At 47.4% G+C, this 17692-nt stretch carries 16 protein-coding genes and 1 pseudogene; 9 read left to right on the top strand and 8 right to left on the bottom strand.

From position 1 onward, the window contains the following. The 7 genes and pseudogenes from BLV87_RS19655 to gspG form a co-directional block, all read right to left on the bottom strand. Positions 1–388: pseudogene (locus BLV87_RS19655) on the bottom strand (hypothetical protein); the annotation flags it as partial. Between the two features lie 18 nt (positions 389–406). Continuing rightward, on the bottom strand, positions 407–4219 hold the full coding sequence (locus tag BLV87_RS00180) for an efflux RND transporter permease subunit (protein ID WP_093064178.1): 3813 nt from the start codon (positions 4217–4219) through the stop codon (positions 407–409). A 39-nt stretch (positions 4220–4258) separates the two neighbouring features. Continuing rightward, positions 4259–5404, bottom strand: a complete 1146-nt coding sequence (locus BLV87_RS00175) for an efflux RND transporter periplasmic adaptor subunit (RefSeq protein WP_093064176.1) — start codon at positions 5402–5404, stop codon at positions 4259–4261. Positions 5405–5574: 170 nt separating this feature from the next. Further along, positions 5575–6198, bottom strand: a complete 624-nt coding sequence (gspJ, locus tag BLV87_RS00170) for a type II secretion system minor pseudopilin GspJ (RefSeq protein WP_093064174.1) — start codon at positions 6196–6198, stop codon at positions 5575–5577. After that, positions 6195–6584, bottom strand: a complete 390-nt coding sequence (gene gspI / locus BLV87_RS00165; RefSeq protein ID WP_093064172.1) for a type II secretion system minor pseudopilin GspI — start codon at positions 6582–6584, stop codon at positions 6195–6197. The genes gspJ and gspI overlap by 4 nt, the downstream gene beginning before the upstream one ends. Position 6585: 1 nt before the next feature. Continuing rightward, entirely contained in the window at positions 6586–7116 is a 531-nt protein-coding gene (locus BLV87_RS00160) for a GspH/FimT family pseudopilin (protein WP_093064170.1), read from the bottom strand. Further along, entirely contained in the window at positions 7091–7513 is a 423-nt protein-coding gene (gspG, locus tag BLV87_RS00155; RefSeq protein ID WP_217629905.1) for a type II secretion system major pseudopilin GspG, read from the bottom strand. Before gspG ends, BLV87_RS00160 begins: the two co-directional genes overlap by 26 nt. 57 nt (positions 7514–7570) lie before the next feature. Here gspG and rrtA point away from each other — a divergent pair, with 57 nt between their 5' ends. The 6 genes from rrtA (at position 7571) to BLV87_RS00125 (ending at position 12511) form a co-directional block, all read left to right on the top strand. Continuing rightward, the gene (gene rrtA / locus BLV87_RS00150) at positions 7571–8170 is read left to right on the top strand and encodes a rhombosortase (protein WP_093064168.1); all 600 of its coding nucleotides are present in this window, start codon (positions 7571–7573) and stop codon (positions 8168–8170) included. After that, positions 8167–8859, top strand: coding sequence for a ComF family protein (locus tag BLV87_RS00145; RefSeq protein ID WP_093064166.1), 693 nt, complete (start codon positions 8167–8169; stop codon positions 8857–8859). The genes rrtA and BLV87_RS00145 overlap by 4 nt, the downstream gene beginning before the upstream one ends. A gap of 31 nt (positions 8860–8890) precedes the next feature. Then, positions 8891–9757, top strand: a complete 867-nt coding sequence (locus BLV87_RS00140) for a YicC/YloC family endoribonuclease (protein WP_093064164.1) — start codon at positions 8891–8893, stop codon at positions 9755–9757. Positions 9758–9853: 96 nt separating this feature from the next. Continuing rightward, positions 9854–10288: an Hsp20/alpha crystallin family protein gene (locus tag BLV87_RS00135; protein WP_093064162.1), complete on the top strand. Its 435-nt coding sequence runs from the start codon at positions 9854–9856 to the stop codon at positions 10286–10288. An 81-nt stretch (positions 10289–10369) separates the two neighbouring features. Beyond that, positions 10370–11275 carry a DnaJ C-terminal domain-containing protein gene (locus BLV87_RS00130; protein WP_093064160.1) on the top strand — a complete coding sequence of 302 codons (906 nt, stop codon included), beginning with the start codon at positions 10370–10372 and terminating at the stop codon, positions 11273–11275. A 72-nt stretch (positions 11276–11347) separates the two neighbouring features. Continuing rightward, positions 11348–12511 carry a Do family serine endopeptidase gene (locus BLV87_RS00125; RefSeq protein WP_245706852.1) on the top strand — a complete coding sequence of 388 codons (1164 nt, stop codon included), beginning with the start codon at positions 11348–11350 and terminating at the stop codon, positions 12509–12511. A 346-nt stretch (positions 12512–12857) separates the two neighbouring features. Here BLV87_RS00125 and yihA read toward each other — a convergent pair whose 3' ends face one another. Then, the gene (gene yihA, locus BLV87_RS00120; protein ID WP_093064156.1) at positions 12858–13457 is read right to left on the bottom strand and encodes a ribosome biogenesis GTP-binding protein YihA/YsxC; all 600 of its coding nucleotides are present in this window, start codon (positions 13455–13457) and stop codon (positions 12858–12860) included. A 308-nt stretch (positions 13458–13765) separates the two neighbouring features. Between yihA and BLV87_RS00115 the strand changes: the two genes are divergently transcribed. The 3 genes from BLV87_RS00115 (at position 13766) to ccsB (ending at position 17640) form a co-directional block, all read left to right on the top strand. After that, positions 13766–14380: a c-type cytochrome gene (locus BLV87_RS00115; protein ID WP_093064154.1), complete on the top strand. Its 615-nt coding sequence runs from the start codon at positions 13766–13768 to the stop codon at positions 14378–14380. A gap of 97 nt (positions 14381–14477) precedes the next feature. Further along, positions 14478–16487, top strand: coding sequence for a cytochrome c biogenesis protein ResB (locus BLV87_RS00110; protein WP_093064152.1), 2010 nt, complete (start codon positions 14478–14480; stop codon positions 16485–16487). Beyond that, positions 16462–17640 carry a c-type cytochrome biogenesis protein CcsB gene (gene ccsB / locus BLV87_RS00105; RefSeq protein ID WP_093064150.1) on the top strand — a complete coding sequence of 393 codons (1179 nt, stop codon included), beginning with the start codon at positions 16462–16464 and terminating at the stop codon, positions 17638–17640. The genes BLV87_RS00110 and ccsB overlap by 26 nt, the downstream gene beginning before the upstream one ends. Positions 17641–17692: the final 52 nt, after the last annotated feature.

Raw genomic sequence — 17692 nt, 5'->3', positions numbered from 1 at the left:
CTGGAGCTTCGGGTGCTTTTGCTTCTGGAGCAGTTGGTGCGGCTGGAGCTTCGGGAGTTTTCAATTCAGTAGCAGCTGAAGCAGCAATAGCTGCATCTGCAACAGGAGTCGAAGGCGCTACAGGTACTTCTGGCTGTACAGGGGCAGCCGGTACGACTGGTGCTGCCGGAATCTCTGGCGCTTTAGGAGCCTCCGGGGCTACAGGCGCAGCAGGGGCACTTGCTGCACGTGCTATTTGTTCAGAACCTTCTGTTACAAATGGACCTGGTGGCGGCGGTGGTAATTCTGCACCCTCAGCCCATACATTCGCACTCAACAACATTACAGCAGCAGATGTTGCTACCGTTGCAACGGCTGATGCCATGCGCTTTTTGTTAAATATAGTCATGCTAGTCTTCCTTCCAGATTAAATATCCGTCTTAAGTTTTATGCCCCGTCTACCGGAGGATTTCTTTCGCTCTTGGGATTCAGTAGAACCCAAGAGCATCTCATCTTGTTGTTGCTTACTGTCGGCGGTATCTGTCTCTGGCTTTACAGCCTCGACAACATCAATAGATTGTTCTTGTACTGCTAAGACATCATCAACCGTCACCGTAACAACTGCTGGTGTCGTCTCTGCAACAGCAGCAGGCACCACATTAACTGTTTTACCGTCACCCGCTTGTTTAGCAACTGAGGCTAGTGCTTGCTTTTTAGACTGTTGACGTAACGCTTGCTGTTTTGCCGCGTCAAGATTCTTGCGTTTTTGTAATAACTTACGCAGAGCTGCAAATATACCGATGATACCTGCCACTAAACCACCCACCAACGATACCAAGTACATCCCCGTGTAGACCACGGTATCTTTAGCAATTGTTCCAACACTTTTACCGGACGTTTCCGTGTGCGATCCACTACTCGTATGAGTATCAACAGTAGCATGTGTCCCCGAAGAACCGCCACCTGCATTACCACCGGGAGTCCCTCCCAATGAATCACCCGCGCTAATACAACCCAATGGGATGATCAACAAAGTCAGTAAGGTCGCGACAGCACCACCGAAAATAAGCGACACGGCCATGCCTTGGAAAATGGGGTCGGATAAAATAACCATCGAACCACCAAACAAGGCCAGTGCGGTAATAATGATAGGGCGAGTCCGTGCTTCACAAGAACGAATGACCGCTTCCAGCACCGTTTCACCGCTTAGGACTGCCTCACGCGCAAAGTCTACTAATAGAATAGAGTTACGCACGATAATTCCCGCCAATGCGATGAAACCAATCATGGATGTTGCTGTGAATTCTGCATCCATCAACCAATGTCCCGGCACAATACCAATCAAGGTCAGCGGAATCGGAGCCATGATAATGGCAGGCAAGGTGAAGTTACCAAACTGCGCCACAATCAACATATAAATCAACACCAACGCTGCGGCAAAGGCGATACCCATATCCCGGAACGTTTCCCATGTAACCGTCCATTCCCCGCCCCATTCAAAGGCTGATTTGCGCTCCACATCTTGTGGTGACTTTAACCAATATGCTTCGTCTAATAACAGCGTACCGTCGGGTGAACGATACCCTTCTCCGTTATTAAACTCTGCCAGTAAGGTTTCAACTTGTCCTTGACCGTACACGGGGGCAGCCAAACGCCCTACCGTTTCGGCGGTAACATATTCCACCGCACGCAAATCTTTACGGTAAATCGGCTTATCTTGCTTATCGAATACGAATGTACCGAGTTCATGCAATGGAACAAATTGCCCAATTTGGTTAGTCACCGGTAATTGCGACAAACGGTAAATCTGGGAACGCGCACTCAATGGCACTTGCATCACAATGCGTGTCGGATCAATCAGAGCATTTTTCTTAATATCCCCAAGAATGAAACCACCCATCGCCATTTCCAAGGTACGATTGACACTTTCTGCAGTGATACCATTTCGTTGTGCTTTATCAGAATCAACCATGAAACGTAGGATCTCATGATCCTCTTCCATCAGGTTGTCCACATCATCCAAGTTTTCCGCTTGCTCGAACAACTTGGTCAAATCAGCAGCGACTTGTCGACGAGTATTAGCATCAGGCCCATACACTTCAGCTACAACAGACTGCAATACAGGCGGGCCTGGTGGCATTTCAACCACTTGCAACTTCCCCCCCGTACCTTTCAGCATAGGCTGCAACAAAGCACGAGCTTCTACTGCAATCTCATGACTGGTGCGCTTACGATCATGTTTATCCGTCAATTGCACTTGAATATCAGCCTGCCATGATTGCTGGCGCAAGTAATAGTGACGAACCAAACCGTTAAAGTTAAACGGTGACGCAGTACCTGCATAGGTTTGCAGCGCCGTCACCTCCGGTATTTCTTTCAACTTAGTCGCCATGGTATGCATGAGGTTAGCCGTGACAGGCAATGCTGTACCTTCTGGCATATTAATAACGACATTGAATTCTGGCTTATTATCCAAAGGCAACATTTTCACCCGCACCGATTTGAGCGGGTAAAACAACAACATGAATGCGAAGAACACCACAATAATGGCAAGCAGGAAAGCGTAACCTTTTTTCTTATCCGTTACCAACGGCACAATCATGCCACGGAACAACTTCTCCATCCGAGCTGCTTGTTTGTGTTCCTTTTCAGCCGCATCGTGCAGACTCTTCAATGAAGGTTTGAAACGGTTCGTTAACCATGGCGTAAAAGCGAATGCCGCAAATAACGAGATGACCATCGCCACCGATCCCAAAACAGGGATTGGCAACATATACGGCCCCATCATGCCACTGACAAAACCCATGGGTAACAGTGCAGCAATAACAGTACCCGTTGCCAGAATGGTCGGGTTGCCCACCTCGCGCACCGCATCCACAGCAGTTTCAACATCTGTATTTTCAATCAACAACCAACGGCGGTAAATATTTTCCACCACCACAATGGCATCATCCACCAAAATCCCGATGGAGAAAATCAAGGCAAATAAACTTACTCGGTCAATGGTCATGCCCATAAGCCAAGCTGCAAAAACCGTGGTAGTAATAACGGCGGGAATAACGATCAATACAACCCCTGCTGCCCGCAAGCCGAGGAAGAACCATACCAACACAGTTACGATACCCGTTGCCACAAACAACTTAAAGATCAGTTCATTGACCTTTGCCTTAGCAGTTTCACCGTAATTACGGGTTATCTCAACATTAACATTATCAGGAATAATTCGCCCTTTAAGGCCGTCGAGTTTTGCTAACACAGCAGAGGCAACATCCACCCCATTTGTGCCATGCTTTTTCGCAATCGCCAAGGTCACTGCCGGAGCATTGTCAGCCTTCTCCTCAGCATCACCAATGGCAGAACCCGTGTAATAACCAACCGAACGCCCTGCATCGCTTGGCTCTTCCGTCACTGTTGCCACATCCCGCACATAAACGGGTCGCCCATCAATGACTGCCACCATTAAGCGCTTAACATCTTCAGCAGAGCTTAGGAAAGCGCCACTGTACACTTTAAACACACGCTCATTGGGTTCAACCGACCCCGTATTACGCTCAGAGTTTGCCATACGGATAGCATTAGCCACTTGATCAAGTGACACCCCGAAAGTTGCCAAACGCTCTGGTAGAATTTCCACCTTCAACTCTTCATGACGACCATCGACAATGAAACTCTGGCTAGTATTTTCCACTTCACGCAGGCTTTGCAGCACATCCAATGCAACTAAGCGTAAATTGGCATCATCTACCTGATTCGACCACAAAGTCAGCGTCACCAAAGGCACATCATCAGCGCCCTTGGGTTTTACCATGGGTTCTTGCACCCCGATAGGAATACGATCCTTGTTAGACGCCAGCTTGTCATAGAGCTTTACTAACGAAGATTCCAGCTCCTCTCCCACAATGAACTGCACGGTTACCATGGAATGTTCACGAGCGGAATAGGAGTAAACGTGGTCTACACCCGTCATTTCCGACATGATACTTTCTAGGGGACGGGAAATGAGATTCTCAACCTCTTGCGCCGACGCACCGGGGTAACGCACAAAAATATCCACCATCGGCACAGAAATTTGTGGGTCTTCCTGACGTGGCGTTACCCACATCCCTAACACACCCACTGCAAAAAAAGCCAACAGCAGCAATAAGGAGAGTGGAGAGGTGATGAAGGTTTTAGCCATAGCACCAGCCATACCTAAATTATGCTGGGGCTGACTGGATGCGTTATGCGGCGAATCATTCATAATTACTTACATTCCTAGCAGGGAAAATCACATTCATCTTTATTCTGCATGGGGCATCCAGCCAGATGAGGCAGTAGCAGGAGGTTTATCAATCACTCGCTCATCTGCATTCAAACCAGAAACCACTTCTACTTTACCATCTTCTTGTTCAACGCCCAGTCTAACCAAGCGTAATTCAGAGGTATTATCATTTTTTACCACTAGCACACTCGGAAGGCTGCGCCCTTTAAGCAATGCTGTTTTGGGAATCACCACGACTTTAGCATCACCAGTTTCACCCTCTGGTAAATAGACTTCGGCATACATACCAGGAGCAGCTACCGAATCCACCGGCAAATCGAATTTAACCGTTACCGTATGGCGACTTGGATCAGCCACAGGATAAATCTGTGAAACTTTAACCATTATCGTAGTTCTACTGTCGATTTTAGCAGGAACTAACATTCCTTCGCTCAAATTACTCACCAAACCAGAAGGCACATCAGCCTGTAAGCGTTTGTACTTAACATAACCAAACTTAATCAATGGCTGACCGGGTTGTACGGTGTCGCCAGCCTCCACCATTTTTGCCAATACAATGCCATCGAAGGGAGCAACAGATTTAGTATCACGTAAACCGGCATCAATTTCCTGCAATTGCGACATCGCCTGTTGCAAGTTGCTTTGTGCTTGCGAAACCCCTGTCGCACTACTCATCAAATCAGAATAACGCCCCATATCGGAGTCATAATTACCCATCATAGAGTCAGCGAAGGGTCGTACCATCGCCATATCAAACATAGCAGGTAATCCAAAACCCGGCATCGTTCCAACATCTTTACTACGCGGGGAAATCAGCTCGCGGGTATATTGTGCTTGAGCGTTTTGTAACGCCGCTTGTGCGATAGAAATTTGCGCCAATACCGCATTGCGTTTCGCCACCAATTGAGATTCATCAATACGAACAATCACATCACCTTGCTTAAAACTCGAACCTGCCTCGCCAGCAACTAATTTGACTGCTCCAGGAACTTGGGCAGACAATGTTACCTCTCTGTATGGGATAACCGTACTTCCCAATACAGAGCGAGACAATGAAGTGACAGTTTCTACACGCACGATCTCAGCCGCCTGCACTACAGCAGGTAGCCAGCCGATAATGCCAAGCACTAGCAGCAATCTCAGTGTATTTGTTCTTATACTCATCGGCGGTTAGGTTTCCTCAAAGCGGCATGATCTCAAAGGCACGCAAGAGGAATGTATCGACCACAACCCGTGTACCCGCTCCTCTCCATTCCCTCTCAACAATCTAGGCAGAACTATATCGTTTAAACTCTCTGAATTCCAGTCGATCACCGATGAATATTAGCAATCTCTTATAAATATATACCAAAAATGCGTCTAAGCACACCAAAGCGTTTGTGCCGCAAAGAAAACTCGACCGCCATCAATGTCGCCCTCTCTTTAGGTAACTCATCCTTAAACTCACCACCCCGTACAGACAAAAAGCGAAAACGCGGCTCACCGTCCACTCCATCTAATAAAATTAGAGACACTGGTGCCTCCCCTTCAATATGGTCAACCAAGTTCCATGTCTGCCGCAGCAACTTGCCATCTTCAAGTACGTAACGTACCCGCTGCAAACCACTACGCATTTGCCCCGAAGCACGCAATTGCCAAGCTACATCAGGATGACCACCGCGTGTAAACTCAAGCAACGCACCCAAATCTTCAGGCTTAACAATACTGCTATTAGCAAGACCAACATCCTGCCCAATCCCCCCGGCACTCTGCGGGCGCAACAAAGCCAGTTGACGCATATCCCGTTCGACAAACACCATCGCCCGCTGTAATTGCTGCAATTCAACTTGCGGCTGCTCAACCTGACGCCCCGCATCCAGCAACACATTAACAGACTGATACGCCAACGTAATCAGCAAGGAAAAAATAGCCAGCGAAATCATCAACTCAACCAAGGTAAAACCACGGATACGCCTCATTGCCCCTGACTCCGCATCTTTGGCTGGGGATTAGCCACATAAGCCACTTCAACCGCGAGAATTTGCTGTGCCTGCCCCTCACGAAACACACTAACTTTCACTTTACGTAAATCAGGGTCAGGCGTCGCTAAAATTTCCTGCTGCCATTGCCAAGCCCCCTCCCCCATTTCAGCTACCCCCTCAGACTTACCTGTTGCAGGAAAGCCTTTGCCTGTTTGCACCGCCGCAATTTGATTAAAAGCCACCCAACGTGCCAACGTAGTGTCTTTCATACGGTTATAGCTAGCAAAATCACCGCTACTGGTTTCCACACTGACCGAGATCACCAACCCCAGTAACAGCAACGCAAACATGATTTCGATTAAGTTAAAACCTTGCTGGCGCATTTCAACCAGCCTCCGTGGCTAAATCCACTAAGCGGCCTACATTATCGAACTGAACAACACCCTCTCGCTGCGCGTTATCCCGCAAATGCCATTCAAACGGCATCATTTCACCCGTCGGCAAAATAAAAACCTGTGGGCGGATTTTGTCATTATCCGGCAAGCTAACCGCTTGCCCTTGCAGATACAGCACCTGCTCATAACTCCCTCGCCAAGTGTAGGCTTGCAACAAACCATCTTTATCAATCGGTTCCCATTGAAGCTGGTCGTTCTGGGCAAAAAAAGCATAGCCATTTTCCCCAAAACCCAATGCCAATGCCTGTGAACGCACAATACTTTCATCTTGAGCCATTTGCACACGCTCACGCAAACGCACCACTTCTTCATTCAGCGGATCAGACACTGACAAATTTAACATCGAACCCGCTAACGCATATAAAATGCCAATCACCATAATAACGATCATCATTTCCAGCAGGGAAAAGCCCTGCTGGCGGGTTTGCCTGCACTTATAACTGCCAGCTACCCACATCATCTTCTGTACCTTCACGTTTATCCGGCCCAATACTATAAACGTCGATTTCACCGCCACGAGTACCCGGATTCAAGTAACGGTAGTCATTACCCCAAGGGTCTTTAGGCAAATCTTTCATGTACTGACGCCAACGCGGTGCATTACCCGGATTCGTCACCAACGCACCCAACGCGCCAGATGGTGGGAAAATACCATTATCCGCACGGTACATTTCCAGTTTAATTTTCAAATCACCGACTTCTTTTTTTGCTTTCAGGTTTTGTGCATCCCCCATAACATTCAGGTTACTGAACACCAATCCCAACAAAATGCCGATGATCACAATCACGATCATCAACTCCGTTAAGGAAAAACCTACCTGACTTGGCTTACCCCGCCCCGCCTTACTAATACTCATGCCCTTTAGTCCTCATAAACAAGATTTCGTAGTTGCGATTCTGGCATACTGTTTACCATGTTGCACACTTTAGACATCAGTAAACCCACCCGACAATGCGTCAACACCTGCATTATTGCCATCATTTTCACGGTGTTGCTGCCATTATTACAGTTTTTTCATGACGAATTACTGTACCACCGCCATTGGATTGTTGCCGGAGAATACTGGCGTATCTGGTCAGGTAGCTTAGTACACACTAATTTTTGGCATTTAGTGCTCAATCTTGCAGGCTTATGGCTATTGGCTTTTATTGCACCACTGCCATTCAGCAAAAGTATTCAGCTTATACAAATCGCTTTTTTAACGAGCTGTGTAGGAGCAGGTTTGTGGTGGCTCAGCCCCGAATGGGTTTGGTATGCAGGCTTTTCGGGTACGCTTTACGGTCTATTCATGCTCGGCGGCATTCACCTACTGCAACAACGAGACTGGCTGATGGCAGCTCTCATCCTGCTTGGCTTAGGTGGCAAAACTGTGTGGGACTGGTGGTCAGGGGGAGAATCAGCCTCTGCCAGCCTAATCGAAGCACCTGTTATTTACGCTGCTCACCTTTATGGCATGGCAGGCAGTCTATTGCTGAGCATACCAACATTACTTAGCAACCTAAGCAAACGATGAATTACGCACAGCAACTGTGGCAAACATTAAGTCATAGCCTTAACCCATACTGTGCCTTTTGTAGTGAGCAACGTCTTCCTAACTATCCACTCTGCGAACACTGCCATGCGGATTTGCCCTGGCTATTACCGGAACAGAACGTGCCCTTACCCGGCTGCATTAACAGTCTCAGTGCATTTGCTTACCAACCGCCGATTAGCAACCTGTTACTCAGCATCAAATTTGGCAAGAATCTGCGCGAAATCGCCACGCTAGGTGAATTAACCGCCACAGGCATTTTTGCACAATTAACAACAAGTCCCGAAGCCATTCTCCCCGTACCATTGCACACAGCAAGACTACACAAACGCGGTTTTAATCAAGCCCTAGAACTCGCTCGCCCGTTAGCCAAGCAACTGAATATCCCACTGTTGAATCACGCGATTACACGCAGCAAATTCACCTTACCCCAAACAGAACTGGACTCCAGCCAACGTCAACGCAATATACACGCGGCATTCCAGTTACAATCGCCGCTCACCTACCAACACATTGCCATTTTTGATGACGTCATCACCACTGGTTCAACTGCTCGGGAACTGGCGTCCTTATTGATCGCACAGGGCATTGAACAGGTTGATGTCTGGTCGTGCGCCCGAGCCGTCTTGCGGCAAAAGCATGAACTCACTCCCCAAATCGACTACCATTAACATTAACCAAGATAAACGGAAACCAATACCCATGATTCGCAGCATGACGGCTTTTTCTCACCGCGAACTGACTATTGAGCACGGCACGCTCCAATGGGAAGCCCGTACAGTCAACCACCGCTACCTCGACCTCAGTTTGCGTCTGCCAGAAGAATTCCGCAGTCAAGAAAACAGTTTCCGTGACATTATCCAAGGTAGTCTCAAACGCGGCAAATTTGAAGGCAGCCTACGCTTTACCCCCACAACAGGAAACACCAACGAAATCCGTATCAACGAACCGCTTGCACGCGCCTTGATTATTGCATGCCGCCAGATAGAAACCATCACCGATAACCCCGACACCCTCAAAGCAGTCGATATATTGCGTTGGCCCGGTGTTACCCAAGATGCCACCCCGGACAAAGATGTCCTCACAGCCCATGCCAAAGCCTTGCTGCAAGACACCCTAGATGACCTGCTGGAAATGCGCGAGCGGGAAGGCAAACGTCTCGCCGACTTCATTTACCAGCGTCTCGACCAAATTGCTGAAATTATCGTGCGTATTCGTAAGCACCGCCCCAGCATCATTGCCGCCCAACGCGAAAAAATCCTTAGCCGAATTGAAGAACTCAAAATATCACCGGATTACAATCGTATCGAGCAAGAACTCGTCATACTAGCCCAACGCCTAGACGTGGAAGAAGAACTCGACCGTCTCATGGCACATTTGGATGAAATCAACGCCGTACTAGAACGTGATGAGCCAGTCGGGCGACGCCTAGATTTCCTAATGCAAGAACTTAACCGCGAGGCTAACACCCTTTCCTCAAAGTCCAACGATTCCGACACGACTCAAGCGGCGGTTGACCTCAAAGTCATGATCGAACAAATGCGCGAGCAAGTACAAAACATTGAGTAAGATCAAAAAATATACCAAAAAAATCTCTTGAATCTCGATGCTACACCTCCATATTCGCGTTAAGTTAATGAAACCATTCACAATGGAGGTTAAACCATGAACATGACACGTTATGAGCCTTGGTCAGTATTAAACCAATTGCAACGCGAAATGGACAGCTTGCTGCGTCGTGATTCAGACACCACCAGCCCAGTTAGCGACTGGACACCTGCGGTAGACATTCGTGAAACGGCGGATGCGTGGTTAATTCACACCGACATTCCGGGCGTTAAAGTGGAAGACATTGAAATACACATGGAAAATGGCGTATTGTCCATCAGCGGCAAACGTGAACTGGATAACACCGAAGAAAAAGAAGGTTACAAGCGCGTTGAGCGAGTGCGTGGACGCTTCCATCGCCGCTTCAGCCTGCCGGATACGGCTAACGGTGATAAGATCACGGCCAAGTGCAACAATGGGGTGCTGGATATTACCATTCCCAAACAAGAAAAGGTTTTGCCCCGCAAAATTGAGGTACAAGTCGAATCTTAATAGGCTCAGAAAGACATGCTTCGTCAGAAAACGCCGCCTATGCGGCGTTTTTTGTCGTAGACTCTGTGACAGAGGTATTAGATGGAATACAAAGACTATTACAAAATTTTAGGTGTTGAACGCAATGCTGATCAAGACAGTATCAAAAAAGCGTTCCGCCGTATGGCAGCTAAGTATCACCCTGATCGCAATCAAGACAGGGGGGCGGAAGCACGCTTCAAAGAAGTTAATGAAGCCAATGAAGTCTTAAGCGACCCCAGCAAACGCGCCCATTATGACCAACTGGGCGCAGATTGGCGTGCGGGTCAGAATTTCAAACCACCACCCAACTGGGGCAATAGCTCTCAGTTTGATGCCTCATTTTTTGAGGACATTGCTCGGCGCGGATTCAACCATCAACAATCCGCCGCTGGATTTAGTGATTTTTTTGAAGGTTTATTTGGTGGTTCCCGGCGCCCGGCCAATGGCACCGCCAACACCTCTCATGCTGTACAGTCTGCTTCTACTTTAGAAATTGATATAGAAGACATCTACCGGGGACTAAAAACCATTCGGCTACCAGCGGGAGACAATGTACAAATACGCATTCCCCCTGATATATCGGATGACAAAAGAATCCGTATTCCCGGTAAAGGCTCACATGGCTCGGATGTTTACCTGAAAGTAAGGCTTAAGGAGCACCCCCTGTATCGACGCGAAGGTAGCCACATCTACCTCGACTTACCCATTACTCCTTGGGAAGCCGCGCTAGGAGAGACCATCACCGTAAAAACCCTAGCAGGCAAAATCAGTCTAAAAATCCCCCCCGGCTCCCAATCAGGCAGAAAAATGCGCTTAAAGGGACGTGGCATTGCAGGGCAGGAAACAGGGGACTTGTATATCGTACTGCAAGTTCATACACCTCCTGCTGATACAGCAGAGCAAAAAGAGTATTATGCCAAAATGAAAACGCTGTTCACGTGGAACCCCCGACAGCACATGAGTTGACAAGGAACCTTATCCACGGATAACTGTCTGAAAACATTGAACACCACATACCGAGAACAGTAGAATATGGTTATGCTTCCCATCACACGCAAGATAGTTTTATTAGCAGCGTTTGTATTGCCCATTGCCTCGCCCAATGCTGTCTTTGCTGCATTGCCAACAGAAATCAATGGGCAAGCACTTCCTTCTCTAGCGACGATGTTAGAGAAAATTACACCTGCTGTTGTCAATATTGCCACGGAAGGACGCCAGCCAATTAATGACTCGCTACTCAATGACCCCTTTTTCAAGCGTTTTTTTGGCGATGCCCCGCCCGGCGAAAGGCGGATTAATGGTACTGGCTCAGGTGTCATCATTCATGCTCAACGTGGGCACATTCTAACAAATTCTCATGTTATCGAGAATGCTGATGCTATCCACATTACCTTAAAAGACGGGCGCAAGTATTTGGCAGAAGTCGTTGGTATCGACCCCCGTGCTGATTTAGCGGTATTACAAATCCCGGCAGAACGATTAACTGCCATGCGTTTTGGTGATTCAGATCGTTTGCGCGTCGGGGACTTCGTAGTCGCGATAGGCAACCCTTACAGCATTGGTCAAACAGTAACATCCGGCATTATTAGTGCGCTACACCGTAATCCCGGCATCAGTGAATACGAGAATTTTATTCAAACTGACGCCCCCATCAACTTAGGTAACTCAGGCGGACCACTCGTTAACTTAAATGGTGAATTAATTGGTATAAACACAGCAATATTAGGGGATCAAGGCGGTGGTAATTTGGGCATTGGCTTTGCTGTACCCATCAATACTGCTGCGGGCGTTATCACACAGATTATCCAGTACGGAAGCGTTGAACGTGGTCAACTAGGCGTTGAAGTACAAGATATTGATGCAGAAATGGCACGTACTTTCGGCATGAAACCAAATGAGGGAGCCATTATCAACCAAATCCTCCCCGGATCTCCGGCGGAAAAAGCAGGTATTGAGGCAGGTGACATCATCACACGCTTAAACAGTAGAAATGTTCAAAGCGCTGTTGATGTTAAAAACATCATAGGTGATTTGCGGGTAGGCTCAGAAGTACACATGACGTTGTTGCGTGGAGGACGTCCTCGGAACGTAACCGTCATCATTGCCCCGTCTACAATGGAAAGATCGGCGATACCAAAGCACACTGACAATATTCAGAATGCGGCTAACAATAAGCCGTTCTGGGAAAAAGGGTTACGCTAAATTACATAACTTAACTATCCTCATCAAAAAACAGCAGGCTTATCATACCAGACGACATCATCATTAAAGTATTTTATTTTTACAATACTTAAAAATACGTTACTATTCAAAACAGATACTTCAAAAATATTTTTGATTTTATGAAAAGTTTCCGTGAAGTATCAAGAAATACACTAAATGATGCTTAAGCCCGGCATCGGTATTTCTTGTTTACGGACACAGGTTTGGTGTCCCCAATCCAGACCTGTTCGTTAAACCCCGGCTTTTTAGACCCCCTGTTTGGCCGGGGTTCCTTTTTCTATAAGGAGAAGGATACCCTTAACGAAATGAACTCTTCCTGAATGAACTAACAATCCTTGCCCAGCCATTTATCTAAAACATTCCAACACTCATCCAAGCCCTGCTTGTTAAGTGCGGAAAATGTCTGTATTGAAGCTGTCCCGTAGTCAGCTAATGTTTTTTTCACCTGCAATAACACATTCATCCCAGCTCCACGCGTCAACTTGTCGGATTTATTGAGCAACACGTGTACAGGCAACATTTTATTATACGCCCAACGCAACATGGCTTGGTCGTAATCAGTCATTGGATGACGAATATCCATGACCAACACCATTCCTCTCAGGGTGCTACGCTGTGTCAAATAAGATTCAATAAACTTCTGCCACTCTAATTTGATCGCTTCCGGCACTTTGGCATAACCATAACCAGGCAAATCAACTAAAAAGTTAGCATCAGGTAACTGAAAAAAGTTAATCAACTGAGTTCTACCTGGCGTTTTACTGGTTCTCGCCAATGACTTTTGCGAGCACACTTGGTTGATTACACTGGACTTTCCCGCATTAGAACGCCCAGCAAAAGCAATCTCCAAACCACTTTCTGCTGGCAGGGTTTTACGAGTGGTTGCACTTTGTAGAAAAGTTGCTTGTTGGTAATAGTGATTCATAATGTTAGCGTTCTCTAATATTTTTTGCAGAATACAAGCAGAATATGTTGTACAATCCATTCGTTTTTTTCAGAATACCTTTCCCGTTACCGCGAAAGGGTGACACTGGAAAAGCTGTAGAGCGTGTGGATTATGGTATGCCTGCGTCAGGGTGGGTGCAGATTAAGATGCACTCGGTATGATTGCAAGTAATTGCCGCAACCGCGAGAAGACGGTTAGGCAACGCATCACATTCAGTGAACATGGGGAGTCACCGGGTGTCATGCAAAAATATGACAGATTTTGTAGATATTAGGAGCACTTCGATTATGAAAAAAGTACTCATGCTTGTACTGAGTGGCTTAGCTGTTAGCATCGCTGCATCTGCTTGGGCAGAAGGTGGCAATGCTGAAGCGGGCAAAACCAAATCCGCGACTTGTGCAGCCTGCCACGGTGCAGACGGCAACAGCGTTAACCCTGAATGGCCCAAATTGGCAGGTCAACACCCAAGCTATATCTTGAAGCAGTTAATGAATTTCAAGAATGATGAGCGTGTTAACCCATCCATGACCCCAATGGCTAAACCATTGAGCGATGCAGACATGGCTGACCTGGCGGCTTACTTCTCATCACAAGTAGCAAAAGCGGGCGAAGCAGACCAGTCTAAAGTGACATTAGGTGAGCAAATTTACAAAGGTGGCAACAATGCTACTGGCGTTGCTGCTTGTGCTGCTTGCCACGGCCCTAACGGTGCGGGTAATCCTGCCGCCAATTTCCCTGCCATCAATGGTCAACATGCTGCTTATACCAAGCTTCAATTGAATGCTTTCCGCAAAGGTGAGCGTGCTAATGATGCTGGCAAAATGATGCGCAACATTGCCGCAGGCATGACCGATGCCGAGATCGAAGCGGTTGCGGAGTATATTGCTGGCTTACAGAAGTGATATTACCATTCGGTAATACTTTGCTGTAAAACGGGGGGTGGCTTTTGCCACCCTTTGTTGTTTTAATGCATTCATTCTGTCAAGACGATTTTGTGGTATGAGAAACTCGCCAAGCGCTAACGCACGCCTTATCAATTTTTTAGGTTCGATGAACTTAGCCATCAGTTTGTTGGTAGTGGTTGCCATTGCCTCCATCATTGGCACAGTGCTGCAACAGAACCAACCCTACACCAGCTACCAAATCAAATTTGGCCCCTTCTGGTTTGATTTGTTCAAGTCGCTGGATCTGTATGACGTGTATTCAGCCTTGTGGTTCTTGGCTATCTTGGCATTTTTAGTGGTTTCCATTGCGACCTGCGTAGGGCGCAATACCCCCGGCATCATTCGCGAACTACGCCATTTCCGCGAAAATGTGCAGGAAAAATCCCTGCGCGCCATGAAGCATCAGAAAGAGATTAACAGCACACAAAATGCGAACGCCACCCAAGCACTAGCAACCCGAATTCTACACGCACAAGGTTTCAAAACCCGTCAAAAAGCGGCTGAAGATCATACCGTTGTAGCAGGCATGAAAGGCAGCGCTAACCATTGGGGTTACTGGCTGACACACATTGGCATGATTGTTATTTTCCTCGGCGGCTTGATGGATAGCCGTCTTCCTATAATGATTGCGGAATGGCAAGGTAATCTGAAACCCGAAACCCGCAATATTCCTGCATCGGAAGTCCCCGCCATCAGCCAATTACCCGACACCAGCTTCTCTTACCGTGGCTCTGTTGATATTCCAGAAGGCAGTCGAGCAAATATTATTTTCCAGCCGGTACGTGACGGCTACTTGGTACAGCATCTGCCGTTTGAGGTGGAAGTCAAAGAATTTCGCGTCGAACATTATTCCACCGGACAACCCAAATCGTTTGAAAGTGATTTGATAATCCACGACAAAACCCTTGACGCACCGCTGGAAACCACAATTTCTGTGAATCATCCCTTGATTCACAAAGGCGTGGCAATCTACCAAGCAAACTTTGGTGATGGTGGCTCCGAACTCAAGTTACGCCTACATTCGCTCAGTAATCGCTATGCCTCGCAGGATATCGACGGCAAAGTCTTCCGCGACTACACCTTAACCAGCTCCGACCAGCAATATAAACTGGAAATTAATGACTTCCGCCTGTTTAATATCAATGACATGGAAGACAGCAGTGGCAAGATCGAAAAGAAAAATGTTGGCCCCAGTGTTACGTTCAAACTACGTGATGCTACCGGACAAGCACTCGAATACCAAAACTACATGAACCCGTTGAGTATCAAAGGGCAGAACTACTACATTAGCGGGGTACGTGCCACGCCGAATGAGCCTTTCCGTTACCTGCACATTCCCGTTGACCCCAAAGGCAGCATGGAACGCTTTATGCGGTTTTTGTCCAATATACAAAATACCGAATTGGTGAAACAATCCGCGCTCCAGACCACCCGTAACTCCATGCAACAAACTACGGTTGTTGACCCAACAGTCGAAGTACAAATCGTGGAGTCGATGCAACGCTTAACCGAACAGTTTGTGACCAAAGGTTCTGAAGGCATCATGGCAGAAATTGCGGCAAAGTTTCCGCAAGATAAGCAGGAAAGCGCTGCTGAAGCTTTCATGAAAGTGCTCAATGCCGCCTTGCGTGAGGTCTATAAAGAAACGCTCAAGCAAGAAGGCATGACCGCTGAACCGACTGAAGCTGACTGGTTATTCTTCGATGATAGCTTACTTGCCATTGATAAATTGCCCGCTTACGGTTCACCTTGGCTAGTCCACATGGACAGCTTTAAACAAATTGAAGCATCTGGCTTGCAAATCACCCGCTCTCCCGGCAAAGATGTGGTTTATTTCGGCAGTCTCATGCTAACAATAGGGGTATTTCTCCTGTTTTACGTGGCGCATCGTAGAATATGGGTATGGATTAAACCGCTGGACAACAACCAAGCGGAAATCGTGGTGGCAGGTAGCAGTAACCGCAATCAGCCAGAATTTGAGCGTTATTTCCAACAGTTGCAGGATGTTTTCCAGCAAGTGATGAAACAAGAGGTGAAACATGTCGACTCCCCAACAAACCATTGACTCGCTCATTGACCAACCCAGCGTATTCCAGCAACTGCGTTTGTCGGATTGGCTGTGGGCAGCACTAGTCATTGCTGCCAGCGTATGGGTATTCTTCCAATATGGTAACGTGATGGATGAATACGAAATCGGGATTCTTGCACTGACTGCACCTTCATGGATTGCCTTGGGTTGGTATTGGAAAGCCTTCCGCCCCTACACCATAGCCGTTGCCCTCTTAAGTTTGTTGGGTATTTGGCTGTATGGCGGTAATTACGCCAATGCAGAGCAAGTCTTTGGGTTGAAGTTTTTAGTCTCTAGCCAGTCTGCGGTTATGTGGATGAGTGCCCTGTTTGTACTCGCGACCGTTACTTATTTCGCGGGTCTATTCACAAACAATGCGTTTACCTTGAAAACAGGTTCAGCCATGACATGGGTTGCCTTGGTTATGGGGTTCACGGGGCTGATGGTACGCTGGTATGAATCTTATCTGATTGATCCTGAATTTGGTCACATTCCGGTTAGCAACCTGTACGAAGTTTTCATTCTGTTCTGCATTATCACCGGGCTGTTATATATGTTTTATGAGGGACGTTACAAAAATCGTTCACTCGGCGGTTTTGTATTGATGGTGATCAGTGCGGCAGTTGCTTTTCTGCTCTGGTATAGCTACACCAAAGGTGCACATGAAATTCAGCCATTGGTTCCAGCCCTGAAAAGCTATTGGATGAAAATTCACGTGCCTGCCAATTTCATTGGTTACGGTGCGTTTGCTTTGGCAGCCATGACCAGTATTGCCTACCTCTTGAAACATCGTGGGCAACAACGCAATGCGAATGGCTTGCTGGCAACGCGCCTGCCCTCTTTGGAAATGCTCGATGACATAACTTATAAAGCGATTGCACTGGGCTTTGCGTTTTTCACTATTGCCACCATTCTTGGCGCAATGTGGGCTGCTGAAGCGTGGGGCGGCTACTGGTCTTGGGATCCGAAAGAAACATGGGCATTAATTGTCTGGTTGAACTATGCAGCATGGCTGCATTTACGCTTTTCCAAAGGCTGGCGCGGTGTACCCATGGCATGGTGGGCAATTGTTGGCTTATTTGTTACCCTGTTTGCATTCCTCGGCGTAAACATGTTCCTCTCTGGATTGCATTCTTACGGTGAACTTTGAGTACCTAGCCAAGTCCAACTCAAAGCGAGCGATGAAGATAACTGACAGATCA

This window comes from Thiothrix caldifontis (assembly GCF_900107695.1).
GTDB lineage: Bacteria > Pseudomonadota > Gammaproteobacteria > Thiotrichales > Thiotrichaceae > Thiothrix > Thiothrix caldifontis.
Note: the sequence above shows the minus strand (reverse complement) of the source record. Positions and strands in the feature narration are given on the sequence as shown.